At 63.6% G+C, this 24297-nt stretch carries 26 protein-coding genes; 13 read left to right on the top strand and 13 right to left on the bottom strand.

Features of this window, described 5'->3' with window-relative positions; genetic code table 11:
• The first annotated feature begins 44 nt into the window (after positions 1–44).
• The 4 genes from HX866_RS09575 to dctM all read left to right on the top strand — a co-directional run bounded on the left by HX866_RS09575 (position 45) and on the right by dctM (position 4004).
• Positions 45–857, top strand: a complete 813-nt coding sequence (locus HX866_RS09575) for an HpcH/HpaI aldolase/citrate lyase family protein (protein ID WP_177098078.1) — start codon at positions 45–47, stop codon at positions 855–857.
• A gap of 193 nt (positions 858–1050) precedes the next feature.
• The gene (locus tag HX866_RS09570; RefSeq protein ID WP_177098077.1) at positions 1051–2037 is read left to right on the top strand and encodes a TRAP transporter substrate-binding protein; all 987 of its coding nucleotides are present in this window, start codon (positions 1051–1053) and stop codon (positions 2035–2037) included.
• A gap of 45 nt (positions 2038–2082) precedes the next feature.
• Positions 2083–2721, top strand: a complete 639-nt coding sequence (locus tag HX866_RS09565) for a TRAP transporter small permease (RefSeq protein WP_177101602.1) — start codon at positions 2083–2085, stop codon at positions 2719–2721.
• A complete protein-coding gene (gene dctM / locus HX866_RS09560) occupies positions 2721–4004 on the top strand; it encodes a C4-dicarboxylate TRAP transporter large permease protein DctM (RefSeq protein WP_121140651.1) in 1284 nt (427 codons plus the stop codon). Before HX866_RS09565 ends, dctM begins: the two co-directional genes overlap by 1 nt.
• 33 nt (positions 4005–4037) lie before the next feature.
• Here dctM and HX866_RS09555 read toward each other — a convergent pair whose 3' ends face one another.
• The gene (locus HX866_RS09555; RefSeq protein ID WP_177139194.1) at positions 4038–4364 is read right to left on the bottom strand and encodes a hypothetical protein; all 327 of its coding nucleotides are present in this window, start codon (positions 4362–4364) and stop codon (positions 4038–4040) included.
• Between the two features lie 171 nt (positions 4365–4535).
• Between HX866_RS09555 and HX866_RS09550 the strand changes: the two genes are divergently transcribed.
• From HX866_RS09550 to HX866_RS09540, 3 genes are read left to right on the top strand one after another with little or no spacing between them, the layout of a single operon-like run.
• Positions 4536–5243 (top strand): TonB-dependent outer membrane receptor, encoded by a 708-nt coding sequence (locus HX866_RS09550; protein ID WP_371319232.1) that lies wholly within the window; start codon positions 4536–4538, stop codon positions 5241–5243.
• Positions 5244–5248: 5 nt separating this feature from the next.
• Positions 5249–5797, top strand: coding sequence for a sigma-70 family RNA polymerase sigma factor (locus tag HX866_RS09545; protein ID WP_177139193.1), 549 nt, complete (start codon positions 5249–5251; stop codon positions 5795–5797).
• A gap of 34 nt (positions 5798–5831) precedes the next feature.
• Complete coding sequence (locus tag HX866_RS09540; protein WP_256261257.1) at positions 5832–6782, top strand: FecR family protein; 951 nt, start codon at positions 5832–5834, stop codon at positions 6780–6782.
• A 10-nt stretch (positions 6783–6792) separates the two neighbouring features.
• On the opposite strand, the gene HX866_RS09535 is transcribed toward HX866_RS09540, so the two are convergent.
• Entirely contained in the window at positions 6793–7401 is a 609-nt protein-coding gene (locus tag HX866_RS09535) for a prepilin-type N-terminal cleavage/methylation domain-containing protein (protein ID WP_177139191.1), read from the bottom strand.
• On the bottom strand, positions 7398–7850 hold the full coding sequence (locus HX866_RS09530; protein WP_177101606.1) for a GspH/FimT family pseudopilin: 453 nt from the start codon (positions 7848–7850) through the stop codon (positions 7398–7400). The genes HX866_RS09535 and HX866_RS09530 overlap by 4 nt, the downstream gene beginning before the upstream one ends.
• A gap of 124 nt (positions 7851–7974) precedes the next feature.
• Here HX866_RS09530 and HX866_RS09525 point away from each other — a divergent pair, with 124 nt between their 5' ends.
• Complete coding sequence (locus HX866_RS09525) at positions 7975–8406, top strand: general secretion pathway protein GspC (protein WP_177101608.1); 432 nt, start codon at positions 7975–7977, stop codon at positions 8404–8406.
• On the opposite strand, the gene gspI is transcribed toward HX866_RS09525, so the two are convergent.
• From gspI to hutH, 10 genes are all read right to left on the bottom strand, one after another.
• Positions 8366–8779 (bottom strand): type II secretion system minor pseudopilin GspI, encoded by a 414-nt coding sequence (gene gspI, locus HX866_RS09520; RefSeq protein ID WP_177101609.1) that lies wholly within the window; start codon positions 8777–8779, stop codon positions 8366–8368. The two genes, HX866_RS09525 and gspI, sit on opposite strands and share 41 nt — an antisense overlap.
• A gap of 104 nt (positions 8780–8883) precedes the next feature.
• Positions 8884–9621, bottom strand: coding sequence for a histidine utilization repressor (hutC, locus tag HX866_RS09515; protein ID WP_177098069.1), 738 nt, complete (start codon positions 9619–9621; stop codon positions 8884–8886).
• Positions 9622–9624: 3 nt separating this feature from the next.
• Positions 9625–10758, bottom strand: coding sequence for a histidinol-phosphate transaminase (gene hisC / locus HX866_RS09510; RefSeq protein ID WP_177098068.1), 1134 nt, complete (start codon positions 10756–10758; stop codon positions 9625–9627).
• Positions 10755–11555 (bottom strand): amino acid ABC transporter ATP-binding protein, encoded by an 801-nt coding sequence (locus tag HX866_RS09505; protein ID WP_177098155.1) that lies wholly within the window; start codon positions 11553–11555, stop codon positions 10755–10757. The genes hisC and HX866_RS09505 overlap by 4 nt, the downstream gene beginning before the upstream one ends.
• Positions 11556–11644: 89 nt before the next feature.
• Positions 11645–12316 carry an amino acid ABC transporter permease gene (locus HX866_RS09500; RefSeq protein ID WP_177125383.1) on the bottom strand — a complete coding sequence of 224 codons (672 nt, stop codon included), beginning with the start codon at positions 12314–12316 and terminating at the stop codon, positions 11645–11647.
• Positions 12313–12972, bottom strand: a complete 660-nt coding sequence (locus HX866_RS09495; RefSeq protein ID WP_177101615.1) for an amino acid ABC transporter permease — start codon at positions 12970–12972, stop codon at positions 12313–12315. The genes HX866_RS09500 and HX866_RS09495 overlap by 4 nt, the downstream gene beginning before the upstream one ends.
• Positions 12973–13045: 73 nt before the next feature.
• A complete protein-coding gene (locus HX866_RS09490; RefSeq protein ID WP_177098065.1) occupies positions 13046–13882 on the bottom strand; it encodes a transporter substrate-binding domain-containing protein in 837 nt (278 codons plus the stop codon).
• A 102-nt stretch (positions 13883–13984) separates the two neighbouring features.
• A complete protein-coding gene (locus tag HX866_RS09485; protein WP_177139189.1) occupies positions 13985–15361 on the bottom strand; it encodes an FAD-binding oxidoreductase in 1377 nt (458 codons plus the stop codon).
• Entirely contained in the window at positions 15358–16560 is a 1203-nt protein-coding gene (locus HX866_RS09480; RefSeq protein WP_177139187.1) for an alpha-hydroxy acid oxidase, read from the bottom strand. Before HX866_RS09480 ends, HX866_RS09485 begins: the two co-directional genes overlap by 4 nt.
• Positions 16561–16617: 57 nt before the next feature.
• A complete protein-coding gene (gene hutH / locus HX866_RS09475; RefSeq protein ID WP_177139185.1) occupies positions 16618–18147 on the bottom strand; it encodes a histidine ammonia-lyase in 1530 nt (509 codons plus the stop codon).
• Between the two features lie 520 nt (positions 18148–18667).
• Between hutH and gspG the strand changes: the two genes are divergently transcribed.
• Genes gspG through gspD form a run of 5 tightly spaced genes read left to right on the top strand, consistent with a single transcriptional unit; the run spans position 18668 to position 24191 of the window.
• Positions 18668–19114, top strand: a complete 447-nt coding sequence (gspG, locus tag HX866_RS09470) for a type II secretion system major pseudopilin GspG (RefSeq protein WP_177098061.1) — start codon at positions 18668–18670, stop codon at positions 19112–19114.
• A gap of 8 nt (positions 19115–19122) precedes the next feature.
• Positions 19123–20106, top strand: coding sequence for a type II secretion system minor pseudopilin GspK (gspK, locus tag HX866_RS09465; RefSeq protein ID WP_177139183.1), 984 nt, complete (start codon positions 19123–19125; stop codon positions 20104–20106).
• A complete protein-coding gene (gspL, locus tag HX866_RS09460; protein ID WP_177139181.1) occupies positions 20103–21266 on the top strand; it encodes a type II secretion system protein GspL in 1164 nt (387 codons plus the stop codon). The genes gspK and gspL overlap by 4 nt, the downstream gene beginning before the upstream one ends.
• Complete coding sequence (gspM, locus tag HX866_RS09455; RefSeq protein WP_177098058.1) at positions 21259–21801, top strand: type II secretion system protein GspM; 543 nt, start codon at positions 21259–21261, stop codon at positions 21799–21801. Before gspL ends, gspM begins: the two co-directional genes overlap by 8 nt.
• Positions 21798–24191, top strand: coding sequence for a type II secretion system secretin GspD (gspD, locus tag HX866_RS09450; protein WP_177139179.1), 2394 nt, complete (start codon positions 21798–21800; stop codon positions 24189–24191). The genes gspM and gspD overlap by 4 nt, the downstream gene beginning before the upstream one ends.
• The last annotated feature ends 106 nt before the right edge of the window (positions 24192–24297 follow it).

Below are 24297 nucleotides of genomic sequence, written 5' to 3'. Positions count from 1 at the left end.
CTCGACGCTCTTGCAGTCATTTCCGGAAAAACAAGGAATTCAGCATGTCTTCATCCATAGCCCGCTCCGCGCTTTTTGTCCCCGGCAGCCGTCCCGAGCGTTTTGCCAAGGCCCTGGCCAGCGGCGCCGATGCCGTCATCGTCGACTTCGAGGATGCCGTCGAGGAACCGCTCAAGCGAATCGCCCGTGACCATCTCGGACAATTCCTCACCCAGCATCCCCAGGCCCGGGTCCTGGTGCGCGTCAATGCCCCGGACCACGCCGAACACAGCGCCGACCTGGCGTTCTGTAAACAACACCTCGGTGTCAGCGGCGTGCTGCTGCCCAAGGTCGAGAACGCGGCCCAGGTCGGCGCCGTGGCCGCGACCGGCAAAGCGGTCTGGCCGATTATCGAAAGTGCCCGGGGTTTGCTGAACCTGGCTGAAATCGCCGGTGCCCCTGGCGTCGAGCGCCTGTCCTTCGGCGGCCTGGACCTGGCCCTGGACCTGAACCTCTCCAGCGGTTCGCCAGCCGCCGGGTTCGCCCTCGACCAGGCGCGCCTGGCGCTGATCGTGCATTCGCGCGTCGCCGGCCTGGTCGCGCCACTGGATGGCGTACATCCGGCCATCGACGACCCCGAGGGTCTGCGGCGCTCAATCCGCCATGCCTATGAAATGGGCTTTGCCGGCGCGCTGTGCATTCACCCAAGACAGGTAGCGGTGATCCACGCCGCCCTGGCTCCGAGCGCCGTAGACCTGGCCTGGGCCAGGCGCGTGGTGGACGCCGGAAGCGACGGCGCCGGGGCCTACCAGGTCGATGGCCAGATGGTCGACGCTCCCGTCCTGTTGCGGGCCCGGCGCTTGCTGGCGCTGACGTAGGTCATTGCCGCAGGCACGACAGGCCGATCCTGACGCGATAAGCGGAGACCTCGTCCTACTCGACCTTTGGCAATAAACCCAGGGTTTATGGAGCGTTCACCTGGACCGAACGCAGGTACTCAGAATTCGAAATTCTCTATACGCATGGCTTTAGGCAACCTGCCTACCACACAACAATAAGAAGGTGACTTACATGTTCAAGTTGACCCGGGCGTTGTTCTGCGCCGCCACCTTGCTCACCGCCAGCCTGGCGCAGGCGGCCGAGCCCATCGTGATCAAGTTCGCCCACGTCGTCGCGGAAAACACGCCCAAGGGGCAGGGCGCGCTGTTGTTCAAGAAACTCGCCGAAGAGCGTCTGCCGGGCCGGGTCAAGGTCGAGGTCTATCCCAACTCGTCGCTGTTTGGCGACGGCAAGGAAATGGAAGCCCTGCTGCTCGGCGACGTGCAGATGCTGGCGCCGTCCCTGGCCAAGTTCGAGCAGTACACCAAGCAGATCCAGATCTACGACCTGCCGTTCCTGTTCAACGACATGGCCGCCGTCGACCGCTTCCAGGCCGCCCAGGGCAAGGCGCTGCTGACCGCGATGGAGGGCAAGGGCATTCTCGGCCTGGCCTATTGGCACAACGGCCTGAAGCAGATTTCCGCGAACAAGGCGCTGCACGTACCGGGCGATGCCCGTGGCCTGAAGTTCCGCGTCCAGGCCTCGAGCGTGCTGGAGGAGCAGTTCAAGGCGATCCGCGCCAACCCGCGCAAGATGAGCTTCGCCGAGGTCTACCAGGGCTTGCAGACTGGCACCGTCAACGGCACCGAGAACACCTGGTCGAACTATGAAAGCCAGAAGGTCAACGAGGTGCAGAAGTACTTCACCGAATCCAACCATGGCCTGATCGACTACATGGTGATCACCAACAGCAAGTTCTGGGACGGTTTGCCGCCGGATATCCGTAGCGAGCTGGAAAAGATCATGGCCGAGGTCACTGTCGAAGTGAACAAACAGGCCGAAGCGCTGAACCAGAGCGCCAAGCAGAAGATCATCGACGCCAAGACCAGCGAAATCATCGAGCTGACCCCGCAAGAGCGTGGGCAATGGCGCGAGGCGATGAAACCGGTATGGAAGAAGTTCGAGGGTGAAATCGGTGCCGACCTGATCGACGCGGCGGACAAGTCCAACCAGCCCTGACACCACGCCCCGGTACTTCCTTTTCCCTCTCGCGGAGTCCTGCCCATGCAAACGCAATCGTTGCGGCGCATCTGGGAACATTTCGAGGAAGGCTTCATCGCCTTCCTGCTGGCGGCCATGACGCTGGTGACCTTTGTCTATGTGATGGCCAACAACATCTACACGCTGTTCTTCAACCTGGCCGACCGCTGGGCCTGGAGCAGCGGCTTCTTCGGCTCCCTGGGCGACGCCACCATGACCGTGGCCCAGGACATGACCTGGAGCGTGGCCCTGACCAAGGCCATGTTCGGCTGGCTGATCTTCTTCGGTATCTCCTATGGCGTGCGCACCGCCGGGCACCTGGGCGTCGACGCCCTGGTCAAGCTGACGCCGCGCCCGGTGCAGCGTTACCTGGCGCTGCTCGCCTGCGCCTGCTGCCTGGCGTACGCCGGGCTGTTCATGGTGGCCAGCTACAAATGGCTGAACGCGGTGCTCACTGCCGGTATCGGTGCCGAGGACCTCGACCAGTACGGGGTCAAGGTCGGCTACATCGTGCTGATCGTACCGGTGGGCTTCGCCCTGGTGCTGATCCGCTACCTTGAAATCTTCTACCGCATTTTCACCCGTCGCCAGACCGGCCTGGGCCTGGCCGATGAAGCCGGCGAAGCGAGCAAGCTGGCGAGCGAACACAAGGAGCAGCACTGATGGCCGTTCTCTGCCTGTTTCTGCTGTTGTTCACCTTCATGTTTCTCGGCGTGCCCATCGCCATTTCCCTGGGCCTGTCCGGCGCCGTGTCGATCCTGATCTTCAGCCAGGATTCCCTCAGTTCCCTGGCGATCAAGCTGTTCGAAACCTCGGACGCCTACACCTTCCTGGCGATTCCGTTCTTCCTGTTGTCGGGGGCCTTCATGACCACCGGCGGCGTGGCCAAGCGCCTGATCGATTTCGCCAACGCCTGTGTCGGGCATATTCGCGGCGGCCTGGCGATTGCCGCCGTGCTGGCCTGCATGTTGTTTGCCGCCTTGTCCGGCTCCTCGCCGGCGACGGTGGCGGCGGTGGGTTCCATCGCGGTGGCGGGGATGGTGCGTTCGGGTTATCCGAAGGAGTTCGGTGCCGGCATCATCTGCAACGCCGGGACCCTGGGTATCCTGATTCCGCCGTCCATCGTCATGGTGGTGTACTCGGCGGCCACGGAAACTTCGGTGGGCAAGCTGTTCATGGCCGGGGTGATTCCCGGGCTGTTGCTGGGCCTGATGTTGATGGTGGCGATCTATATCGTCGCGCGGATCAAGAAGCTCCCGGCGCAACCGCGAGCGACTTTTCGCGAGTGGTTGACGGCAGCACGCCGGGCATTCTGGGGCCTGCTGTTGCTGGTGATCATCCTCGGTGGGATCTACAGCGGCCTGTTCACTCCGACTGAAGCGGCGGCGGTGGCGGCGGTGTATTCGGCGTTTGTGGCCTTGTTCATCTACAAGGACATGAAGATCCGCGATTGCCCGAAGGTGCTGATGGAGTCGGGTCGCCTGGCGATCATGCTGATGTTCATCATCGCCAACGCCATCCTGTTCGCCCATGTGCTGACCACCGAGCAGATCCCGCAGCAGATCACCAACTGGGTGGTGTCCGAAGGGCTGACGCCGATCGGCTTCCTGATGATGGTCAATGTGGTGTTGCTGGTGGCGGGCAGCTTTATGGAACCCTCGGCGATTGTGCTGATCCTCGCGCCGATTTTCTTCCCGATTGCCGTGAAGCTGGGGATCGACCCTATCCACCTGGGTATCGTCATGGTGGTGAACATGGAGATCGGCCTGGTGCACCCACCGGTGGGGCTGAACCTGTTCGTGACCTCGGCGGTGACCGGGTTGACCCTGGGCCAGACCATTCGTGCGGCATTGCCGTGGCTGATGATCCTGCTGGTGTTCCTGATCCTGGTCACCTATGTGCCGATGATCTCGCTGACGCTGCCGCACTGGCTGGGGATGCCCTAAGGAAGCTTTCAGCCTGCTCAAGGGCCGTGGCGGTCACTGACCCGCAGCTGGCCGTTGCGGTGTCACAGAGGTGCCGAAGGTGTTGCCCATGCGTACGCTGGTCGCGGCCGGTGTCGCCAGGCCCAGCTTGTTGGGGGCTTTTTTGCTGATGTCGGGGTTCAGCGCTTCCTGGTTTTTCTGCCGCGCCTGGGCCTGTTCCGGGTCGCTCATCTGTTGGCTCAGGCAGTTGTAATCCGGGGCCTTGTAGCCACCGACACTGACGTCGATGCAGCCGACCGGTTCGGCTGTCGGCTCGGCGGCCAGGAGCGGGCCTGATAGCGCGACGAACAACAGGGTAGTGAAGATTGAAGAACCTTTCATTGGAGCCTCCTGGCGACCCCGGAAGAGGGGTTTCTCTGATCCTTTAGTCTAGTGCAAAGCTTTTTGCCACTGGGTGATGGTTTTTTTGCAGTGCACGTAACATCAGGTTCATAAACAGCCCTCAGGATGACGATTTTCAGGAACACGTCAGCTGTGCAGGGACTTCGATCCGTGACGGTGCGTCTGTCGTTCTTTCGCTATTTCCTGGCAGGTTGGGCCCTGTCCGGCGCGCTGCTGGGCGAGATGTTGCCCTGCCTGGCGGCGGAGCCGGTGCAGTTGGATCCCGAGGTGCGCCTGGACCTGGACATTGCCGCCCAGGACCTGGCCGGCGCGCTGGACACGTTCAGCCGCTTGACCGGCATGGCGGTGCTGGTGGACCGCGACCTGACCCGCGCACGTCGTTCTTTTGCCGTGCAGGGCCGCTACCGCGCTGGCGAGGCCCTGAGCCTGTTGCTCAGTGGCAGCGGTCTGATGGCGCGTTATGCCCGGGCCGATGCCTTCACCCTGCAAGTGGCGCGGGTCAGCGAGCGTCCGGTGGGCAAGGTCGCCGAGAGTTCGGCCGCGAAAGCCATGGCGAGCAGTTATGCCCTGGCGATCCAGGTGGCGATCGAACAGGCCTTGTGTGTCTTGCCGCTGACCCGGCCGGGGACTTACCGGGCGGTTTTGCAGGTGTGGATCGGGCGTGCCGGCGAAGTCCAGTACAGCCGCCTGGTCAGTTCCACCGGTGATGTTCAGCGCGATGGGGCGCTGGTGGCGCGCCTGAGCAGCGTGCGGGTCAAACGAGCGGCCCCGACGTCGCTGCATCAGCCGATAACTCTTCTAATAACGCCGAATTCAGCAGGAACCAGCATGGAATGCACAGAGCGGGAAGGAGCCTGAGAGGTATGAAAAATATCGGGCACAGTCCGATGGTCCGGTTGTTCCTGACCTCCTATGACGACTTCAAGGCGCGCTTGCGCCGGCGCCTGGGCTCCGAGGATATGGCCAACGACGTCCTGCATGAAACCTATCTGCGGGTCGATCGCATGGAGGCGCCGCTCAACCTCACTCAACCCAATGCCTATCTGTATCGGATGGCGTTGAATATCGCCGCCGATCGTCGTCAGGCCGACGCCCGCCTGTTGACCGGCGAGGAAGTCGAGGAGCTGCTGCAGGTCCGCGACGAAGCCCAGGACCCGGAGCGGGTCGTGGGCGGGCAGAAGGAGATCCAGTTGCTGCTCAATGCCCTCTATGAACTGCCGCCACGGCGTCGGCGGATTTTTATTGCCGCGCGTCTGGAGGAAGCCCCGCACCTGGAGATTTCCCAGCGTTTCGGGATTTCCACGCGAATGGTCGAGAAGGAGTTGAAGGCCGCTTTGGGGCATTGCGCGGCGCGCCTGGAAAGAAAAGTGATTCAGCGGTTCGGTCCCGGTGCGGGAAAACCGTCTAGGTAATAGACCAGCAAAATCTTCTTGAGTACCTGCGCGCTTGAACACGACTTCCATCACTGATTCCCGGGTCGACGAGACCGCTCGATTGCACAGCGAAGCCCAGGATTGGCTGATCCTCCTGACTTCGGGGCGGGCCACCGCCGGCGATGCCCGGGCCCTGCGCCAGTGGTGTGCGCTGAGTCCGGAACACGCCCGGGCGTTCGAGCACAGCAAGTCGATGTGGCAATCCCTCAAGCCGGCCGCCTTGCAATTGCAGCATCCGCCACGGGCTCGGAGTTTCGGGCGCAGGGCCTTCCTGGGTGGTGCTATCGCCGCGTCGGCGGCATTTTTCCTGATACGCGAGACGGTGCCGGGCGGTTTTTCCGGGCTGGGGGCCGATTACATTACCGAAGTCGGCGAGCAACGGCGTATCGATCTGAGCGACGACATCCGCCTGGAACTCAATACCCAGACCCGGATCAATCGCCTGTCCTCGCTGGGCGGTGGAGCACAGATTGAACTGGTCAGTGGTGAAGTCGAGGTGGTGACGCGCTCCCGCGAGGCGATCAGCGTCCAGGCCGGTCCCGGCTGGCTGCAGGCCGAGCAGGCGCGTTTCAACTTGCGTCATATTGACCGTAGCGTTTGTGTGACCTGTATCGAGGGCTTGTTGACGGTGCAGGTACAGGGTCGCAGTTTCCGCCTGGAAAGCGGTCGGCAACTGACTTATGACCTCCAGCATACCGGTGAACTGCAAACGGTCGACGCGGCGAATGTGATCGCCTGGCGCAACAAGATGCTGGTGTTCAACGACGCGACTCTGGCCTCGGTGATCGACGAGATCAACCGCTATCGCCCGGGGATGCTGGTACTGCTCAACACCGAGCTGGGCAAGCGCAAGGTCCAGGCGCGCTTCAGCCTCGATCAGTTGGCGGGCGTGGCCTTGTTGATTCGCGATGCCTACGGGGCCAAGTGCACCGAGTTGCCGGGTGGAGTGGTGCTGCTCAGCTAGTGGGGCCCCGCTATTGCAAGGGGCCTAGCACTTGGCGGTAACGCTCCGGTCCCTGGGGCGTATCGCGGACCAGGGTAATCTCCAGGCCCAGGGGATTGTCCTGATGATTGCCACCCGGATTGCGCCAGCCCTTGCCCGGTTGCCAGACCCGCAAGTCCATTTCCCGCACCTGACTCAATACCGCCACGCCATCCTTGGCCGTCGGCAACGGGAATTGCGTGCGCGCAGGCCCCGCGGCCCGATACAGGGTGCCGCCTTGCAACCACCAACGTACCCGTTGCAGACCGCCGTCCTGCTGCGGTGCGGCGCGGATCAGCTCCAGGCGAAAGCCCTTGCGTTCGGCACTGCGTACGCTCAGGGCCGCGGGAGCCGGCGGCGGCGGGTGTTCGACATCCACCACCAGCGGCTCCACCAGTTCGATACCGGCGCGCAACGCGACATCGCGCTCCAACTGTCCCAGGGCGGCCAGCAGCTCACGGGTCTGGCCGGCACTGGCCTTGAGGTGTTCATCGGCGCGGTTGACGCTGTCCAGCCCACGCCAGGCAATCACGCTGACAATCGCCATCAGCATGATCGCGACCATCACTTCGATCAGGGTAAAACCGGCCTGGCGTTTCATTGCACCTTGACCTCCCCGGTGGCACTGCGCAGCACGCTGATACTGTGCTGGCCGTCGGAGAGGGACAGGCGCAAGGGCGCGCCGATCCATTCGGCGGTCAGCAGCAGGCTTTTGCCCGGGTCGATCCGTACTTGCATCGGTGTGCTCTGCCAGGCGCGCGGGCGCAGTTGCGGGTCCTGGGCGAATTGCTCGACGCCGCCCTGGTCGTCGCCACGGCTGAAGCGATAGCCCTTGCTGTCGCTCAACCAGCGAATCGGCCGGCCATCGGCCTGGACTTCGGCCTGGGCCACTTGCAGGGCCTGGGCCAGGCTTTCGGCGTCCTTGCGCAGCAGGTGCAGCGGGTCCGGCTTGATACTCAAGCCAATGGCCGCGCTGGCGATACCGATGATCACCAGCACCACCATCAATTCAATCAGGGTGAAACCGGCCTGGGGGCGCACGACATCCATTCGACAAGGGCTCCTTGGGGGTCAATACATGCTGCGCCGCGAAGATGATGGGCGTGTGAAATAAAAACGTGAGAATTGATCGGTAGTCTGATGTTTCGGATCATCGTCGAAAGGGACCTCAAGCATGCAATGGACTCATCGTTTCTCCCCGCCACAGATTGTCCAGGCCCTGGGCTTGCTCGCGGCCCTGGCCGGTGCGCTGATCGGGTCCGGCCTGCTGCTGAAACCGACGCCATCGCTGCTACCCGAAGGCCTCTCGCAGACCGTCGGTACGCGCAGTGACAACCCCGCGCTGCAGTGGTTTTCCAACCAGCCGGCGGTACTCGATATCAAGGTTTCCGGGGTCATGGCCGGGGTGCACGGCGCGGTGGCGATCCTCAGCCTCAACGACGGTCCACCGCGCAGCTTCCTGGCGGGCGAAACCCTCAGCCAGGGCGTGCGTCTGCTGGCCATCGAGCCTGAAGGGATTGTTGTCGAACGGGGTACGGAAAAGCTCCACCTCAACGTCACCCGCCTCAGTACTGCGCCGTTCCTGCCGAAGCTGACCCGCCCTTGAGGGCGGCCGGGGCCGGGCTCAGCACGGTCTCCAGCTGTGCCAGTGGCGGTGCTTCGCGACTGCGGTCGAGCACGCGGATATCGACCTTGAACAAACCGACGCCGAACGCGCCGATCACCTGGTCGCAGCGCAGCATCAGCCGGCCCTGATCGCATTCGAAGGACTTGCGTCCGACGGGCAGGCGTCCTTCCAGGCGCAACTCTGCCAGACGGCTCTGGGCCGCCAGCAAGGCGATGGATTTATCCCGCAACAGCCCGCTGCTCTGGGTCATCACCCCGGCCAGGCGCACGGCGGCGGACAGCGCGACGGCGATGATGGTCAGTGCCACCAGCACTTCGATCAGGGTGAAACCGCCTTGGCGTGGACGGGGCATCAAATTGACTCGAGACAGGAACCCAGGCAACAGACTAGAGGGCTTGTCTGACTGTCTGCTGACCGAAGCTCCCGAGCTTTTTCGCCAGTTGCCGACGGGGGCTCCTAGCTGTCCCGGTGGGCGCCGCTCACCGGCAGGCGGCTGCCGAGGCGATAACGCGAGGAGGGGTGGGTGAGGCGAACATAGGTGACAATCTTGTTCTGGCTCCAGGTCCGCCGTACCAGGATCAGGCACGGCTCCAGGGCATCGATCTGCATATGCTTGCTTTCGTCGCCGCTGGGGTGACCGGCCTCGACGATATGCTCCATTTCATCGGGGCGAATGACTTGCAACAGGTAGCGCGCCGGTTGCAGTTGTTCGCCGAACTCCTGCTGGAGAAAATCCGGCACCAGTTCGGGATTGACGTAGCGATCCTCGAACTGCACCGGCACGCCTTCCTCGCTGTGCACGCAGATCAGGTGAAACACCGACGAACCGGTGGGCAGCGCCAAGGCGGCGGCCACCGGCATCGAGGCGGCCTCGCGCCCCAGGTGCAGGACGCGGCAAGAGTAGCTGTGCCCACGGGCGATGATTTCGTCGGCAATATTGGTGATGCGCAGCAGGTTCGATTGCGGTTTGCTCTCGGCGACAAAGGTGCCGACGCCCGAGATGCGCAACAGATGGCCTTCTTCCGTCAGTTCGCGCAGGGCCCGGTTGACGGTCATGCGCGAAATGCCCAGTTCCTGCACCAGGCGATTTTCCGAGGGGATCAAGTCGCCAGGCTTCCATTCACCGTTGCGCAGCTTGTCTTGCACAAAGTCCTTCGCGCGCCGATAGAGGGCTTGCGGTGCATTTTTGATCATGATTCAGTCCGCATTTTTTTGAGCGGCAAGCACACTTGCCAAGGCCTTGAGAAAAAGGTCGTTATCCTCACAGCTACCGATGGAAACACGCAAGTACTCTGTGTAGCCGTCTTCACGCCAGGGTTTGAGGATAATGCCCTTGCCCAGCAAGGCCTGATTGATGGTTTCAGCGGGATAGGGCGTGCTGAAGTAGAGGAAGTTGGCCATCGACGGCGCGGTGCGCAATCCCAGGTTCTGCAGGGCAATCACCATATGCCGGCGCTCATGGGCCACGTGGGCGAGGGTGGCTTGCAGATGTTCTTCGTCGGCCAGGGCGGCAATCGCAGCCGCCTGGGCCACGCGGTTGATATTGAACGGTGTGCGCAAGCGGTCGATCAGGTCGGCCAGCAGCGGGTCGCTGACGATCCCGTAGCCGATCCGCAAACCGGCCAGGGAATAGGCCTTGGAGAAGGTTCGCAGGAGGATAAAGGGTTTGCCGCTGGCCTGGATCAGCGCGAGGCAGTCGGGGTAACCCTCCTCGAACTGCGCGTATTCGTAATAGGCCTCGTCGAAGACCAGCAGGCACTGGGCCGGAAGGGCCGCCAACAGGCGTTGCAACTCATCGGCGTCGAGGGTGCAGCCCACCGGGTTGGACGGGCAGGAAAACATCAGCAGGCGGGTTTTCGGGGTCAGTGCCTGAATCATCGCCGGCACATCGAAGCGCTCTTCGGCGGTCATCGGTACGCCCGTTACCCGGGCCCCAGCGGCAATCGGATAGATAAAGTGCAGGCCGAACGAGGGCACCACCGTGACCACTTCATCGCCATGGTCGAGGAACACCCGGCTGATGATGCTCAGTAAATCTTCGGAGCCATTGCCAAACACCAACTGATCGCCCGCCACGCCGAGCTTGGCGCTGAGGGCCGCGCGCAACTCCAGGCAGCTGGCATCCGGGTACAGGGCGATGCTGGAGCAGGCCAGGGCCATGGCGGCGGCCACGGCGGGGGCCGGGCCCAAGGGGTTTTCGTTACTGCCCAGCTTGGCCACCCGGGTCAGGCCGAAACGCTTGCGCACCGCTTCCGTGCCGAGGCCGGCGTTGTAGCTGGCGAGGTCACGTACCTGGGGGCGGGCAAGGAGTTGCAGTTCAGCAGCGTTCATACCGGGGAAACCTCTTTGTTGTCTTGCCAGAACGCATTGCGATCCAGGTAGTTCTGCAGGAATTGCTGCAGACGGGGGTGTTCGGTGTTGTGGAAGATTTGCTGCGGCGTGCCCTGGGCCACCACCTGGCCCTGGTCGAGGAACACCACCGAGTCGGCGACCTGGGCGGCGAAACCCATCTCATGGGTCACCACCACCATGGTCATGCCTTCCTTGGCCAGGGTCTTCATGACCTGCAGGACTTCGCCCACCAGTTCCGGGTCGAGGGCCGAGGTCGGTTCGTCGAACAGCATGATGTGCGGCTCCATGGCCAGGGCCCGGGCAATCGCCACGCGCTGCTGCTGGCCGCCGGAGAGCTGGATCGGATAGACGTCGGCCTTGTGCGCCAGGCCGACTTTGTCGAGCATGGCCAATGCGCGTTGACGGGCCTCGGCGCCGGACAGTTTGCGCACCCGCAGCAAGGCTTCGCTGACATTGCCCAGGGCGGTCATGTGGGGCCACAGGTTGAACTGCTGAAAGACCATGCCGATATTGCGCCGGACCTGATTGATCTGCGCCTGCGCGGCACGTTTGCGGCCCTTGCCGTTATCCGCCAGGTAACCGAGCAACTGGCCTTCGATATGGATCTCGCCTTCGTCGTACTCTTCGAGGAAGGCCATGCTCCGTAGCAGGGTGCTTTTGCCCGAGCCGGAAGGGCCGATCAGACACACCACTTCGGAATGCCGAACTTGCAGGTCGATGCCCTTGAGTACCCGCAGGGCGCCGAAACTCTTGCCGACATTGTGCAGGCGCACCATGGGTTGCGAGTCGCCGGGGAGTGCTTCGGGAGTCTTCATGGGGTCACCTTGTTTCGGGACAATAGGTTTCAGATGGCGTTGGAGGTCGTTCATTGCGGCTGCCTGCTCATAAAGCGCCCGACCCGTGTTTCCAGGTACATGCCCAGGCGTGAGCAAAGCTCCACCAGCAGCAGGTAGCCGATGCACAACACCAACAGGGTTTCGACGAAGGCGAAGGTTTGCGAGCCGATGCCGGTCATGACCATGGTCAGTTCCGGGATGGTGATGATCGACAGCACGGCGGTTTCCTTGCACAGGATGGTCACCAGGTTGACCAGCGCCGGCAGGATGATCACCAGCATCTGCGGCAACTGGATGCGCAGGATGCATTGCCAGCGGCTGATGCCCAGGCAGTCGGCGGCCTCCAGTTGGCCACGGGCGACCGACTCGAAACCGGTGCGGAAGATCTCCGCGAAGTACACGCTGCCATAGATGCCCAGCCCGAGGATCCCGGCGGGAATCGGGTCCAGGCTGAGGCCGAAGGCTGGACCGCCGTAATAGACCAGGAACAACTGGACCAGGAATGGCGTGCTGCGGATCACTTCGATAAACGCCCGCAACGGCGCGCGAATCAGGTTGTTGCCAAACAGTTGTGCCACGGCAATCAGCAATCCGAGGAACAGGCCCAGGAGCACCCCGGCGGACCAGGTGCCGAGGGTCACCATGAAGCCCTGGGCGATATCGTCGAGGTGCTCGGTGATGATCCGATAATCGAAGATCATGTCTGTTGCTCCTTCATGCGTCGCTCCAACAGGCCGCCACAGAACGCCAGGGGAATGTTGATCAGGCAATAGAAGCCGGCCAGCATCAGGTAGTCCTGGACGAACAGGTAGTCACTGGCCGCCAGGTTCTGCGCGGTACGGGTCAGGTCGGCGAGCCCGACCACCGACACCAGCGAAGACGCCTTGATCAGCAGGATCATTTCATTGACCAGGGCCGGCAGGGTCAGGCGCACGGCCTGGGGCACGCGGATACGGAGCAGCATCTGCCGGGTGCTCAGGCCGAGCAGTCCGGCCGCCTCCAGTTGCCCGCCGGGAATGGCGAGAAAACCACCCCGCAGGATCTCGGCGATATAGGCGCCGGCGCACAACGACAGGCTGATGATCGCGGCCGTCAGCGGCGACACGTTGGGCAGGCCGACCCGTGGCAGGAAGTAATAGACAAAGAGCAATTGCACCAGCAGCGGAATGCCCCGGAACACGAAGATATAGCCGCCGCCCAGGCGCTTGAACAACGGCACGGGCGACAGGCGCAGGCTGGCGATCAGGATGCCGATGAAAAAGCCGATCACCAGGGCCGCGGTGGACACCTCAAGGGTCACCAGCAGGCTGGTCAGCAACAACGGCAGGTTCTGCAAAAACAAAGGCCAATCGAACATTGCGGTGACTCCAACTCAGTTGATCGCCGGCCTGGCTCGGCCGGCGATCAGGTCCTCCAAGGGGCAGGTGGATTTACCAGGTCGGGGTGAAGTCGGCTTGTGGCACATTCATCTCGGCACCCAGCCATTTTTTCTGCAAGGCCGCCAGGCGCCCGTCCGCATGCATTTTCAGCAGGGCGGCATCGAGTGCGGCGATCAGGCTGTTGGCGTCGTCATCCTTGCGTCCGAGGAAGGCAAAGTAGGAGGTTTTGCCGAACGGTGGCTGGACCACTTTGAAGGTCGTGCTGCGCTGGGCGGCGACATACGAGATATTCGGCAGCGAGTTGGCGACGGCGACGATGCGCTTGGCCGCCAGGTCCGCGTAGGCCTGGTTGTTGTCGACGTATTCACGGATGGTGACCTTCTCTGGCAGCGTGGCGGCGAAGGTCTTCAGTTCTTCGAGCTGTGCCGAGCCTTTGCCCGCGCCAACGGCCTTGCCGGCGATGTCCTGGGGCTTGGTGATACTGTTGTCGTTGGCACCGATCATCAAGGCAACGGTCGCTTCGGCGATCGGCAGCATGAAGTGATAACGCTCTTTACGGGCCTGGGTCACGATGATCGGGCCGGCGACCACGTCGAATTTCTTCGCTTCAAGCCCCGGCAACACGCTCGGCCACGGCAGGTCGAGGAACTTCACCTTGACCCCCAGTTCCTTGCCCAACTGTTCGAACAGCTCGGAGTTGAGGCCTTTTTGCTTGCCGTTGTCGGTGAAATCGAAAGGCGCAAATTGCAGCTCGGTACCTACCACCAGTTCACCGGCTTTCTTGACGTCCGCCAGTTGATCGGCATGTGCCGCCAGGGACGCGACGCTCAGGGTTAGAGCCAGGCACAGACCGTTGAATCGTTTACTGAATAGAGAATCGAGTTGCATGGTGTCACTCCTTCAGGGGATGCGGCGAGGTTGAGTGTGTGTTCCAGCGGTGGTTCAGGTTTGGCAACAGCAGTTAACGTGCCACTCCGGTATATACAGCCCTCAGGCGAGAATCTTGCCCGGGTTGAGAATGCCGTTGGGGTCGAAGCAGTCCTTGAGTTGGCGCATCACCGCGAGGGCTTCGGGGCCGACCGAGTGATGGAGAAACTCGCGCTTGAGCAGGCCGATGCCGTGCTCGGCGGACACCGAGCCGCCGAGTTCGCCGATGGCGCTGTAGACCAGTTCCTCGATGGCGAGGATCGGCGCTGGCTGGGGCAGGGACGCGCAGTCCACGGTCAGGTGCAGGTTGCTGTCACCGATGTGTCCGAAATACACGCTGTGATTACCCGGCCAGCACGCTTCCAGGCGTGCGCGACAACTTTCGACGAAGTCGCCGATCAGGCCGATGGGCAGGCTGACGTCGAAGTTCAACGGGCTCAGGCGGATGGGGAACTCACCGGTGGCTTCGCGGATTTTCCACAGCCCCCGGGCCTGGGTCTGGGAGCTGGCGAGTACCGCATCGAGTACCTCACCGGCGGCAAGCGCCTCTTCCAATGAAGCTTCGAGTTGTTCCTGGGAACCGGCGGACTCGAGCAGCACATACAGCGGATAGTCCAGTGACATCGGCGCTTTCGCGTTTTCCAGCCAGCTCACGCCGAGGCGAAAGAAGTCCTGCCACATCAGTTCATAGGCCTGGGGTGTGCCGACGCTACGCTGAATCCGCCGCAGCAGGCTGACCGCACTGGCGTAGTCGGGCAGGGCACAGAGCAGGGTGCTGGTCTGGCCCGGTTGTGGTGCAAGCTTCAAGACCGCCCGGGTAATGACGCCCAAGGTGCCTTCACTGCCGATAAAGCACTGTTTCAGGTCATAACCGCAGTTGTTCTTGATCATCTTGTTGCGCAAATCGAGGACCCGGCCATCGGCCAGGACCACTTCCAGGCCGAGTACCAGGTCGCGGGTCATGCCGTAGCGAATCACTGCATTGCCCCCGGCATTGGTGGCGATATTGCCGCCGATCTGGCAAGAGCCACGGGCTCCCAGGTCCAGGGGAAAAACAAAGCCTGCATTGAGTGCTGCCTGCTGGATGTCTTCCAGCGTGGTGCCGGCCAGGACGCTGAGGGTGGCGGCGGCCGCGTCGATCTCTTCAATGCCGCGCAGGCGTTCCAGGGACAAGGCGATGTCGCTGGCCCGCGGCACGGCACCGCCGGCCAGTCCGGTCATGCCGCCTTGGGGAACCACCGATTGTCCGGCGTTATTGCAGATGCGCAAGGCATTCGCCACGTCCAGCGTGGTCCTGGGCAACAGCAGTGCGGCGGGGCAGGCCGGGGCATGGCCGGTCCAGTCGCTGTAGTGACGCTGACTGATGTCGGCGCCCGTGACGACCGCGTCATCCCCCAACGCCTGACGTAGCTGTTCGAGGGTCTGTTGTAGATCGTTCATCGGCTCAACTCATGGTCTGGGAAGGAGGGCGTCGTGAGCAGGGCACGACGATCAAGCTGATTCAGGTTCGGAGTGCCCAGCAAGGACAAGGCCAGGCGCAGCTCTTGCGCCAGTAGATCGAGGGCATGGCCGGCGCCGGCCTGTCCGCCGACGGCGACTCCATACAGGGTAGATCGCCCCAGCAACACCGCGTCGGCGCCCAGCGCGCAAGCCTTGAGAATGTCGCTGCCGCGTCGGATGCCACTGTCGAGCAGCAGCGCGAGCTTGCCTTTGGCCACGGCGGCAATCGCCGGCAGGCAGTCGAGGCTGGCGGGCACCCCGTCCAGCTGACGGCCGCCATGGTTGCTGATCACCAACCCGTCGAGCCCGAGGGCCACGGCTTTCTCGGCATCCGCCGGATGCAGCACGCCCTTGAGCAGCAGCCGATGCGGCCAGCGCTCGCGCAACCGGGCCAGGGCGTCCCAGTCGAGGCCGGTGTCCATCTGACTGCCGATAAAGTGCGCGGCGCCTTCGATGGTGCGTTGTTCGGGTGGCAGATAACGCTCGATATTGCCCAGGTTCGGCAGTCCTCGTGGCCACAGCGCCTGGGCCATCCAGCGCGGATGGCAGAGCACGTCGATTTTGTTGCGCGGGCTCAATTGCCGGGGTCGGACGAAGTTGCGCCGGTCCCATTCGCGGTTGCCCAACAGCACGGCATCGCTGGTCAGCAGCAAGGTCCGGCAACCGACCGCGTCGGCCCGTTGCAGCAGGTCTTCACGGACGGCGGGGTCACGCAGGCAATAGAGCTGGAACCAGAGATTGACCTCGGGGACCGCCGTGACCAACTGTTCCAGGGAACTGGTGGAAACCGTACTCAAGGTGAAGGGCAGGCCGCGCTCCGTGGCGGCCCGGGCCAAATGAATATCGGCATCGCGGTACAGCATCGCGTTGTAGCCGGTGGGGCCGATGGCCATGGGCAGCGGCAGGTCTCGCCCGAACAGCGAGCGCTGGGTGTCTGTCACCTGGCAAGGCACCAGGGTGCGCGGTAGCAGCGCCACCTCAGCGAACGCCTGGCGATTGCGCCGTAGCGTCCACTCTTCTTCGGCGCCGCCTTCCAGGTATTCCCAGGCGAAATACGGCAGGCGTTGCCGGGCCATGGTCGCCAGTTCGGCAATGCTCTGTGCGCGGTGAACATCCGGCCCTGAATAATAGCGACGCATGGCAGCCCCCATGGTGTGATGAAAGAGGCGCAGCAGAGCTGCGCCCAGCCGTTTGGATCAGGCGTAGAGGCGTGCGGCCGGCAGCCAGCGCTCGAAGGCGGCGGATTCGACCCAGTTTCTGGCCGCCGCGATGTCGGGGGCGAAATAACGGTCCTCGTCGTAGTGCGCGACTTCGCTGCGGATCATCGCCAGGACTTCGGCGAGTTTTTCCGAGGTCTTGAGCGGGGCGTGCAGGTCGACGCCCTGGGCGGCGCCGAGCAGTTCGATGGCCACCACCGCGCTGCTGTTGCCGGCCATATCCAGCAGGCGACGGGCGGCAAAGGTCGCCATCGACACGTGGTCTTCCTGGTTGGCCGAGGTCGGCAGGCTGTCCACCGAGGCGGGGTGGGCCAGGGTCTTGTTTTCCGAGGCCAGGGCGGCGGCGGTGACCTGGGCGATCATGAAGCCGGAGTTCAGGCCGCCTTCGCGCACCAGAAAGGCCGGCAGGCCGGAGAGCGCCGGGTCCACCAGCTGGGCGATCCGGCGTTCGGACAGCGCGCCGATTTCGGAAATCGCCAGGGCCAGGACGTCAGCGGCCATCGCTACCGGTTCGGCGTGAAAGTTGCCACCCGAGAGCACGTCGCCGTCGGCACTGAACACCAGGGGGTTATCCGAAACCGCGTTGGATTCGCGCAGGAACACACCGGCGGCGAAGCGCAGGTGATCGAGGCAGGCGCCCATGACTTGTGGCTGGCAGCGCAGCGAGTAGGGGTCCTGGACTCGCGCGCAATCGATATGCGAGCGACGAATCTCGCTGTCGGCCAGCAGGTCCCGGTAGTACTGGGCGACATCGATTTGCCCGGGTTGACCGCGTACTGCCTGGATGCGCGCATCGAAGGGCACGTCGGAGCCTTTCAGGGCTTCCACGCAGAGGCTGCCGGCGACCACGGCGGCACTGAACAGTTTCTCGGTGGCAAACAGCCCGCGCAATGCCAGCGCGGTGGAGACCTGGGTGCCATTGATCAGCGCCAGGCCTTCCTTCGGTCCCAGGACCATGGGTTGCAGGCCGGCAATCGCCAAGCCTTCGACGGCATCCATTTCCCGCCCATCATGGCGCACGCGACCGACACCGATCAGCACGGCGGACATATGCGCCAGCGGTGCCAGGTCGCCCGAGGCACCCACCGAGCCCTGGGACGGAATGCATGGATAGACCTTGGCCAGATAGAGCTTGACCAAGGCTTCAATCACTTCCCAGCGGATCCCGGAAAAACCCCGGGCCAGGGAACCGACCTTCAAGGCCATGATCAGGCCGACGCTGGCGTCGTCGAGCAGCGGCCCGGTGCCGGTACAGTGGGAGAGCAGCAGGTTGCGTTGCAGCTTGGCCAGCGACTCGGTGGCAATCGAGGTTCTGGCGAGCAGGCCGAAGCCGGTATTGATGCCGTACACCGTGCGCTGGTTGGCGATGATTTCGTTCACCGTGCGGGTGCTGGCGTCAACGCCCTCGCGGGCGGCGGGGTCCAGTTCGATCGCGCATTGGCTCTGATAAATGACGCGCAGTTGATCCAGTGTGAGTTGACCGGGCTTGAGCAGCAGAGGTGCGGGCATGGCAGTGTCCTAGGCGGAGGGTGGGTGGAATAGGTAGCTATATGTTCATGTATATACAGGATGAGCAATATGCGGGCCAATACCGTTATTCCCACCCCGGAGTGGCGTTGCAGACCCGGTTGTCGTCGATTGCAGAAAAACCTCCGTGTCTGTCGAGCTTTGAATGTGTCACCGAAAGTCGCACCAGAATCGCGCCCTTCGCCCCCAGTTGGGGCGAATGGAAACCAATGATAGTAGGGTTATGCTCGCCCCGAGGTTTCCCCGGGGCTGATGGTCGCTCTGGTGTAAGCGCTGTCGCAGGAAGGCAAACGGCGTGCGGCGAGGCCGGAATTTCATGCTGTATATACAGGTGTTGTTGTTTTTACCTTCGATCCGGCTGCCCCGGATGGCTGAGACCCGATGGCCGTGCCCGCAATGGACGCCGGGCCGGACAGGATTTCCTCCCGAGGATTTTCAATACCGGTGACATATCTTCTTGCAACAATCCGCGGCGAATCGAATCAAGCCAAGGAATGTCGAGATGGATATCGCGCACATCAAATCCCGCTCGCGGATCGGCGCTCAGCAAGGGTTCACGCTGATCGAGATCATGGTGGTCGTGGTCATTCTCGGGATCCTTGCGGCCATTGTGGTGCCCAAGGTTCTCGACCGCCCCGACCAGGCTCGGGTCACCGCCGCCCGGCAGGACATCGGCAGCCTGATGCAGGCCCTCAAGCTCTATCGCCTCGACCACGGCACCTACCCGAACCAGAACCAGGGCCTGAAGGTCCTGGCCGAACGGCCGGCGAACGCCAAGGACAGTAACTGGCGTTCCTACCTCGAACGCTTGCCCAACGATCCCTGGGGGCGTCCTTATCAGTACCTCAATCCCGGGGCCAACGGTGAAGTCGATGTGTTCTCCCTGGGCGCCGACGGCAAGCCGGGCGGTGAAGGCACCGATGCTGACATCGGCTCCTGGCAGTTGTAGTCCGGGCCATGACCAATCCTTCGCTGACAGCTTCCGGACAGCGCGGCATGGCAATTATCAGCGCCCTGCTGATCGCCGCCGTGGTGGCGGTGATCGCCGGCGGCATGCTCGCCCGCCAGAGCGTCTTCACCCGCAGCCTCGAAGCCGAGCAGTCGCGAGTCCAGGGCGCCTGGCTATTGCGCGGCGGCCTGGAACTGAGTCGGCACTTGCTCTGGGATGCCCGCCAGCATGACCCGTTGACCCGTCTTGACCAGGCCTGGGCCCGACCACTGTCCGTCGATGGCCTGAGCGCACGGGGCGGGGAGTTCAGCGGGAGCCTGGAGGACGAGCAGGGCAAGTTCAACCTGCGCAACCTGGTCCGTGACAGCCGGGTCGATGCCCAGCAGGTCCGGGCTTTCCAGCAGTTGTGCGAGTCGATCGGCATCAAGAGCGCCGTGGGCCAGCGGATTGTCCAGCGGGTGACCGCCGCCTACCCGCTGCTGGCGGATAACGTCCCCGTTGCGCCGCCGGTCAAGGGCAGTTTCGACAGCGGCCGGTTGACCTCACCGGGGACGGCGCTCAAGCCGCTGCCGGCGACGCGTCCGATGTTGCACAGCCTGGATGACCTGGGCGCCCTGGCCGGTGTCGACGCTGCGGTGCTGGCGTTGCTGGCAAGGCATGTGACGATCCTGCCGGCCAACACCTGGGTCAACGGCAATACCGCCAGCGCTGAAGTCCTGGCGTCACAGGTGCCGGGATTGTCCCTGTCGCGGGCACGCAACCTGGTGGCCGAGCGGGATGCCGGACGCTGGTTTATCAATCGCGGCGATTTCGTCAATCGCTTGCAGATGCCTGAACTGGTGGTCAGCGATATCCAGGTCGGGATCACCAGCGACTGGTTTCGTCTCAATGCCCGTTCACGCAGCAACAGCCGACTGGTCAGCCTGGCGGTGTTGTTGTACCGCGAGGAGTTGCAGATGCCCCAGGTGATCTGGTCGCGGGTGGGCGTATGACTTCTCTACGCCTGGCCTTGCCGCCTTTGGAGACACTGAGTCCGGACAGCCCGTTGCCGTTCGCCGGGCTGGATCGCCAGGGCAAGCTGACCGAGCAAGGCCGAAGCAGCCTGGCGCAGTTGGCGCAGACCCACAAGGGCGCCGCCGTGGAGTGTTACCTGCATCCGTGCGACAGCCTGCTGGCCAGTATCGAATTACCCAACCTGCCAGCGGCCAGGATCCAGGCGGCGGTGGGCTGTGCGGCCCAGGCGCTGATCCTTGGCGGTTGCGAGTCGATGCATATCGTCCATGGTCCGCGGGATGCCGAGGGGCAGGTGCAGGTTGCCTGGTTGCAGCGGGCGCTGCTGGAGCGGTTCGGCACCTTGCTGCGTCAGTCCGGGTTCAAGCTGCGCGGTCTCTACCCGGCGGCCTTTTGTTTGCCGGTGGACGCGACCCAGGCGCCGGTGGTGGTGCTGCGCGACGAACATCTGTTGATACGCCACAGCCAGGATCAGGCCCAGGTCCATCCGGCCGTCGATGCGGCGTTGGCGGATCTGCTCAATAGCGGCGGGGTGGTGCATTGGGTCGGCGCCGGAGCGCCGGATAATGCCTTGGTGCAGTGCTTGCCCGAGGATCGCGCCTGGTCCGGCAAGGCCCCGAGTTGGGGGCTGCACGCTGCGGCCGGGCCGATGGCCAGCAACGCGGGAGGCTGGGGGCGGGCGGTGGCTTGTACGCTGCTCGCGGTGGCGGTCTGGGCGGTGGGTCTCAATCTTTATGCCGCTCGCCAGGTCGAGCAGGGCCAGCAACTCAAGGCCTGGATGACCCAGCGGGTGCAGCAGGCATTCCCGGCCTTGCCGATGATCCTCAATCCGTTGCAGCAGGCCCGTCAGCAACTGGCCTTGCGCGAGAACGGCGCACCCGGCGACAGCGGTTTTACCCGGCTGGTCCAGCAAGCGGGGAACGCCATGCCCTTTATGGTTGGCAGCCTGCAGACCCTGGTCTTCGAGCATGGTGAGTTGCACTTGAGCCCGCTGCCGGGCACGCCGGGCGGCGGGCGTGACAAGGCCTGGCAAGTGAGTCTGACTCAGGCCGGTGTGGAGGCGACCGCAGTGGCGGAGGGTTGGGTCCTGAAAACCACCGGTCCACAGCCGCAACCGCTGGCGGAGAACGACAGTGAATAAGGCCTTTATCCATCGTTATCGAAACCGCTGGCACCAGCTGTCGAGCCAGGCCCGGCTTTATTGGCAAAGCCTGGCGCAGCGCGAACGACAGTTGGTGCTGGCCATGACGGCGGGCGTTTCGGGCTTGCTGGTGTGGTTCGTACTGATCCAGCCGCCGTTGCAGAAGATCGATTTCTGGCGTCTGGAAACCCCGAGATTGCGTACCCAGGCGCAGACCCTCGACGGCCTGTTGCAAGGGCTCGGCGGCCCAACTGCCGGGAATCTCGAGAGCGCGTTGCGCAGCAGCCTGGACGCCGGCGGCCTGGCCGGGCACTACCAATTGCAAAACGTCGGCGGCGGTTGGCTGCTGACCTTCGACGATGCCCCGGCGGATGGCCTGGTGGGCTGGCTGCTGAGCAATCCTCCCTCATTCACCCTGGAAGTGGTCGAGGCCCGTTTGCAACGCAAGGGCACGACCGAACCCGATGGCTCGACGGGAAAACTGTCCGGAACCGTTCGCATGGATCAGGCGCTTGGCGCTAAGGAAGCTTCATGAAGTGGTCAGGTTCTTTATCGGCCTTGCGTTGTCGGCAGGCCGCGGCGCCCTGGTTGTTGATGGCCTTGAGTGCCTGCAGCACGCCACCGCCGGCGGCGCAGCCACCGTTGCTGGTGGAAAGCGAGTTGGGTCGGCCTCTGGCCTCGACGGCCAAGGGCGGCGATGCCGTGGCCGATCGGCAGCGGCTCCAGGCCCAGGTCGAGCAGCAGCATCGCCAGCCCCGTGCACCGCTCAATCCCGGGGCGGGCAGGAGCGCGCCCAAAGGCGGCGCTGCGGCCAGCCCCTTGGGCAACCAGCCGGTGCAGTTGAATTTCGTCGACGCCGATATTCAGGCGGTGGTCCGTGCCTTGTCGCGCGCCACCGGGCAGCAGTTCCTGGTGGATCCACGGGTCAAGGGCACCTTGACCCTGGTTTCCGAAGGCGAAGTGCCGGCCCATCGTGCCTATGACATGTTGCTGGCGGCCCTGCGCATGCAGGGCTTCAGCGTGGTGGATGTCGGCGGGGTCAGCCAGGTGGTGCCGGAGGCCGATGCCAAGTTGCTCGGCGGGCCGATTTACAGTGCCGACAAGCCGGCCCAGGGCGGCATGCTGACCCGCACCTTCCGCCTGCAATACGAAAACGCGGTGAACCTGATCCCGGTGCTGCGCCCCATCGTCTCGCCGAACAACCCGATCAATGCCTATCCGGGCAACAACACCGTGGTCATCACCGACTACGCGCAGAACCTGGAGCGGGTTGCCACGCTGATCGCCAGTATCGACACGCCCAGCGCCATCGACACCGATGTGGTGACGATCCAGAACGGCATTGCCAGCGATATCGCCAGCATGGTCTCCGAACTGCTGGACAGCCCCGGCAATGACCCGACCCAGAAGATCGTCGTGCTGGGTGACCCGCGTTCCAACTCGATCATCATTCGCTCCGGCAGCCCGGAACGCACGCAACTGGCCCGGGAGTTGATCTACAAGCTGGACAATGCCCAGAGCAACCCGAGCAACCTGCACGTGGTGTACCTGCGCAACGCCCAGGCCGGCAAGCTGGCCCAGGCCCTGCGTGGGCTGCTCACCGGGGAAAGCGACAGCGGCGACGGCAAGGGCGACCCGACCCGGGCCATACTCAGCAATGGCGGGATGAACAGCAACAGCAGCAGCCAGAATGGCCAGGCCGGCAGCCAAAGCACCAGCGGCACTTCGAGCAGCGGCACGAGCAGCTCCTCCAGCGGTTCTTCTGGCGCCCAAGGCACACGGGCGGCCGGCGGCGCCCAGGGCTCGGACCAGAGCGTGGCGTTCTCCGCAGGCGGGGTGACGATCCAGGCCGATGCCACCACCAATACCTTGCTGATCAGCGCGCCGGACCCGCTTTATCGCAACCTGCGGGAAGTCATCGACCAACTCGACCAGCGTCGCGCCCAGGTGGTGATCGAAAGCCTGATCGTCGAAGTCAGCGAAGACGATGCCAACGAGTTCGGTGTGCAATGGCAAGCCGGCAACCTGGCCGGCAATAGTGTGATCGGCGGGGTCAACCTGGGCGGCAGCAACCTGGTCAGCACCGCCAAGAACAGTATCGACGTGCTGCCCCAGGGGCTGAGCCTCGGCCTGGTCAGGGGCGCGGTGAATATTCCCGGTGTCGGGCAGGTCATGGACCTGAAGGTCCTGGCCCGTGCCCTGAAAACCAAGGGCGGCTCCAATGTGCTGTCGACGCCGAACCTGCTGACCCTGGACAACGAAGTGGCGAGCATCTTCGTCGGCCAGACCATTCCCTTTGTCAGCGGGCAGTATGTGACCAGCGGCAGCAGTTCCAGCAACAACCCGTTCCAGACCATCCAGCGCGAGGAGGTGGGTCTCAAGCTCAATGTGCGGCCGCAGATTTCCGAAGGCGGCACGGTCAAGCTGGATATCTACCAGGAAGTCAGCACGGTGGATGACCGTGCTTCGGCGGCTGCGGCGGGAACCGTGACCAACAAGCGCGCCATCGACACCAGCATCCTCCTGGATGACGGCCAGATCATGGTCCTCGGTGGCCTGTTGCAGGATGGTTATACCCAGACCAACGACGGTGTACCGTTTCTCTCGAGCCTTCCGGGGATCGGCGCACTGTTTCGCCACGAGCGACGCGAGACCAACAAGACCAACCTGATGGTGTTCCTGCGGCCTTATATCATTCGTGACGGCGCGGCGGGACGCAGCATCACCCTGAACCGTTATGACTTCATTCGCCGGGCCCAGGGCAGTTTGCAGCCGGAACGCAGCTGGGCCATGCCGGACATGCAGGCGCCGCAGTTGCCGAATGCGGCCGTGGCGATCCCGGGTTCCGCGCCGTCGGCCGCGCAAGCGCCACGGGCAGCGATTCGTGCGGTGCCCGTGTCACTCAATGAAAGGCCGCAACCATGAAGCCGGCAACATTCTCCTTGTGGCGAGCGGGCTTGCCCGCGCCGGGGTGCGAAGCGCCCCTCAAATCAGCTCATTCATTGTGTCAGGCAGACCGCATGGACGGGTT

The sequence above is a fragment of the Pseudomonas gingeri genome (assembly GCF_013386165.1).
Taxonomy (GTDB): Bacteria; Pseudomonadota; Gammaproteobacteria; order Pseudomonadales; family Pseudomonadaceae; genus Aquipseudomonas; species Aquipseudomonas gingeri_C.
Note: the sequence above shows the minus strand (reverse complement) of the source record. Positions and strands in the feature narration are given on the sequence as shown.

Excerpts from the sequence above, each read along its gene's own strand:
- HX866_RS09575 (WP_177098078.1), top strand. The coding sequence starts at position 45 with ATGTCTTCATCCATAGCCCGCTCCGCGCTTTTTGTCCCCGGCAGCCGT.
- HX866_RS09570 (WP_177098077.1), top strand. The coding sequence starts at position 1,051 with ATGTTCAAGTTGACCCGGGCGTTGTTCTGCGCCGCCACCTTGCTCACC.
- HX866_RS09565 (WP_177101602.1), top strand. The coding sequence starts at position 2,083 with ATGCAAACGCAATCGTTGCGGCGCATCTGGGAACATTTCGAGGAAGGC.
- dctM (WP_121140651.1), top strand. The coding sequence starts at position 2,721 with ATGGCCGTTCTCTGCCTGTTTCTGCTGTTGTTCACCTTCATGTTTCTC.
- HX866_RS09555 (WP_177139194.1), bottom strand. The coding sequence starts at position 4,364 with ATGAAAGGTTCTTCAATCTTCACTACCCTGTTGTTCGTCGCGCTATCA.
- HX866_RS09545 (WP_177139193.1), top strand. The coding sequence starts at position 5,249 with ATGAAAAATATCGGGCACAGTCCGATGGTCCGGTTGTTCCTGACCTCC.
- HX866_RS09535 (WP_177139191.1), bottom strand. The coding sequence starts at position 7,401 with ATGAAACGCCAGGCCGGTTTTACCCTGATCGAAGTGATGGTCGCGATC.
- HX866_RS09530 (WP_177101606.1), bottom strand. The coding sequence starts at position 7,850 with ATGGATGTCGTGCGCCCCCAGGCCGGTTTCACCCTGATTGAATTGATG.
- HX866_RS09525 (WP_177101608.1), top strand. The coding sequence starts at position 7,975 with ATGCAATGGACTCATCGTTTCTCCCCGCCACAGATTGTCCAGGCCCTG.
- gspI (WP_177101609.1), bottom strand. The coding sequence starts at position 8,779 with ATGCCCCGTCCACGCCAAGGCGGTTTCACCCTGATCGAAGTGCTGGTG.
- hutC (WP_177098069.1), bottom strand. The coding sequence starts at position 9,621 with ATGATCAAAAATGCACCGCAAGCCCTCTATCGGCGCGCGAAGGACTTT.
- hisC (WP_177098068.1), bottom strand. The coding sequence starts at position 10,758 with ATGAACGCTGCTGAACTGCAACTCCTTGCCCGCCCCCAGGTACGTGAC.
- HX866_RS09505 (WP_177098155.1), bottom strand. The coding sequence starts at position 11,555 with ATGGTGCGCCTGCACAATGTCGGCAAGAGTTTCGGCGCCCTGCGGGTA.
- HX866_RS09500 (WP_177125383.1), bottom strand. The coding sequence starts at position 12,316 with ATGATCTTCGATTATCGGATCATCACCGAGCACCTCGACGATATCGCC.
- HX866_RS09495 (WP_177101615.1), bottom strand. The coding sequence starts at position 12,972 with ATGTTCGATTGGCCTTTGTTTTTGCAGAACCTGCCGTTGTTGCTGACC.
- HX866_RS09490 (WP_177098065.1), bottom strand. The coding sequence starts at position 13,882 with ATGCAACTCGATTCTCTATTCAGTAAACGATTCAACGGTCTGTGCCTG.
- HX866_RS09485 (WP_177139189.1), bottom strand. The coding sequence starts at position 15,361 with ATGAACGATCTACAACAGACCCTCGAACAGCTACGTCAGGCGTTGGGG.
- HX866_RS09480 (WP_177139187.1), bottom strand. The coding sequence starts at position 16,560 with ATGCGTCGCTATTATTCAGGGCCGGATGTTCACCGCGCACAGAGCATT.
- hutH (WP_177139185.1), bottom strand. The coding sequence starts at position 18,147 with ATGCCCGCACCTCTGCTGCTCAAGCCCGGTCAACTCACACTGGATCAA.
- gspG (WP_177098061.1), top strand. The coding sequence starts at position 18,668 with ATGGATATCGCGCACATCAAATCCCGCTCGCGGATCGGCGCTCAGCAA.
- gspK (WP_177139183.1), top strand. The coding sequence starts at position 19,123 with ATGACCAATCCTTCGCTGACAGCTTCCGGACAGCGCGGCATGGCAATT.
- gspL (WP_177139181.1), top strand. The coding sequence starts at position 20,103 with ATGACTTCTCTACGCCTGGCCTTGCCGCCTTTGGAGACACTGAGTCCG.
- gspD (WP_177139179.1), top strand. The coding sequence starts at position 21,798 with ATGAAGTGGTCAGGTTCTTTATCGGCCTTGCGTTGTCGGCAGGCCGCG.